Origin of the sequence: Pseudomonas sp. LAMO17WK12:I5 (assembly GCF_900215165.1) — a bacterium.
GTDB lineage: Bacteria > Pseudomonadota > Gammaproteobacteria > Pseudomonadales > Pseudomonadaceae > Aquipseudomonas > Aquipseudomonas putida_A.
Genome location: NZ_OBDS01000022.1, coordinates 1 through 1,971, shown reverse-complemented (window position 1 = coordinate 1,971; position 1,971 = coordinate 1). Strand labels below are relative to the sequence as shown.

The window sequence follows — 1,971 nt, the reverse complement described above, 5'->3', positions numbered from 1 at the left end:
GGAAGGCAATCGCGCCCGGTGGCGCGGCCGGGCTTCAAACCCGGTTGGGGACGGCATCCGTTCCCGGGCAGGTTCGACTCCGGCTGCCTTCCGCCAATTACGCAATGCTCACACCCACAGGAGTTGACCATGCAGATGATTGAAGTGGTATCGCACCCAATTTAGTATTAAACCAGACCACACATGGTCCAGTTGCAACACATCGGAATCTTGCCTGTTGAGAAATCTGGGCTTTGCTAAGTCTGTGTTACTTCTACCAAGGTATGTCGCCGCTGTCCCGAAGGTGCTCCGCATACGGATGACAAATAAAAAGCTAGACGGATTGAGAAGAATATGTACAGCATCAAAAATACTGTTGTTGCTCTGGCTAAAATTCAGATTTCTCAAGGACGATGAGGACTGAGTCGGAAATGCGAGTCAATCACTGAAAATTACTGGAAGTGAAATCGCGTTGTTGAACGGAAAGTTATAACCAGCCCCCAAATAAAATCGAATGGACGAAGCGTGCATATGGAAAACTCTCTTGAGTCATTTTTGGCTACAAATAATATTTCTCAGGAAGTATGGGAAGGTTGTCAGTTAGACTGGAGCACTTTACAAGACATTGCAGCAGATCATGTTGTCAGATCAGAAGACTTGCGAGCAACGGCGAGTTACTTTGCTTCAGCATTTCAAGCAACGGATGGTGTTCATTCCGTGAGATGGAGAATTAAGGATCCAGATCATCTTGTTGCAAAAATAATAAGGAAAAAGTCGGAGCGTTCGGAAAAATACGAAAATATTGGAGTTGATAACTATCATACTATAATTACCGATCTTATCGGTGTGCGGGTGCTGCATCTATTTAAACATGAATATGAAGGTATAGATTTAGCAATTCGTGCAAAGTGGAATCTGCACGAAACTCCTCCAATACATTATATTCGGACGGGGGATACTACGCCTCAAAACTTCAAAAAGGAGCTTTTTGATGAAAAACCACACCCAGCTGGCTATAGATCTATACATTATGTTTTGAAGACGCAACCGACTATTCGCGAGTGCCTTGTGGAGGTGCAAGTACGGACAATATTTGAAGAAGGTTGGAGTGAAATTGACCATAAAATTAGGTATCCTAACTTCTCGGATAATGCATTGGTTAATTATTTTCTAACTATATTCAATAGGATGGCTGGCAGCGCCGATGAAATGGGTACATTCGTAAAGGAGCTATCGGTAGCATTTGCTTTAAATGATTTGAAAACTTCCAAGCTTACTAATGAGCGCGATGAAACGCTGAAAAAGATGGATGCTTTGGTTGGAGAGTTGGCAGTTGCTAAAGGTACGGGGAATGAGTATCAAGAAACAATTAAAAAGCTTCAGAGCGATATTCAAAGCTTAAAGGCGAATTCGAGTAAGGAGGCACTTGCTAGCTACTCTTCTTGGATGGATGAAATTATTCGCGCCAAATCCATTAGTGCTTCGGACAATCTAAATAAATACCTGTATGAATTGAAGGTGCCGAAGACATGGAATTTATCTAGCTTTAGCGAGTCAGAAAATAGCCTAGCCAAACTGGCCGATTTGTTAAAGCAGCAGCCTATCTCTCGAGATATTGAAGTGAAAAACGTCACGTCATTGGCTGAGCTTCTAGGGCAAAATAAAACAAGCATTAAGGGTTTAAAAAAAACCAAAGATCCCAAAGATCCAAAAAGTTCTAAGTAGATATAACTTATCTGGAACTAGGAGTTTTTTGTAAGACGTTAATTGGGAGAGTGATACGCTAGGCTTGGGACGCAAGCGCTGTATTCAGTACCTGGAATACTTCGACCGCCTCGGCCTGACCCGACGCATCGGCGAATCCCGGGTGACCCGCCATGACAACGCGCTGGCCAGCGCCGACGCACCCTGAGTTCAAAGGAAGGCAATCGCGCCCGGTGGCGCGGCCGGGCTTCAAACCCGGTTGGGGACGGCATCCGTTCCCGGGCAGGT

At 44.7% G+C, this 1,971-nt stretch carries 1 protein-coding gene, 1 tRNA gene and 1 pseudogene; all 3 read left to right on the top strand.

Annotation, left to right across the window (positions count from 1 at the left end):
- Positions 1-96, top strand: a tRNA-Sec gene (locus tag CRO59_RS27650).
- A gap of 414 nt (positions 97-510) precedes the next feature.
- Positions 511-1,704, top strand: coding sequence for a RelA/SpoT domain-containing protein (locus CRO59_RS27645; RefSeq protein ID WP_097090504.1), 1,194 nt, complete (start codon positions 511-513; stop codon positions 1,702-1,704).
- A gap of 52 nt (positions 1,705-1,756) precedes the next feature.
- Positions 1,757-1,891, top strand: a pseudogene (locus CRO59_RS27640) (SelB C-terminal domain-containing protein); the annotation flags it as partial.
- Positions 1,892-1,971 lie beyond the last annotated feature (80 nt).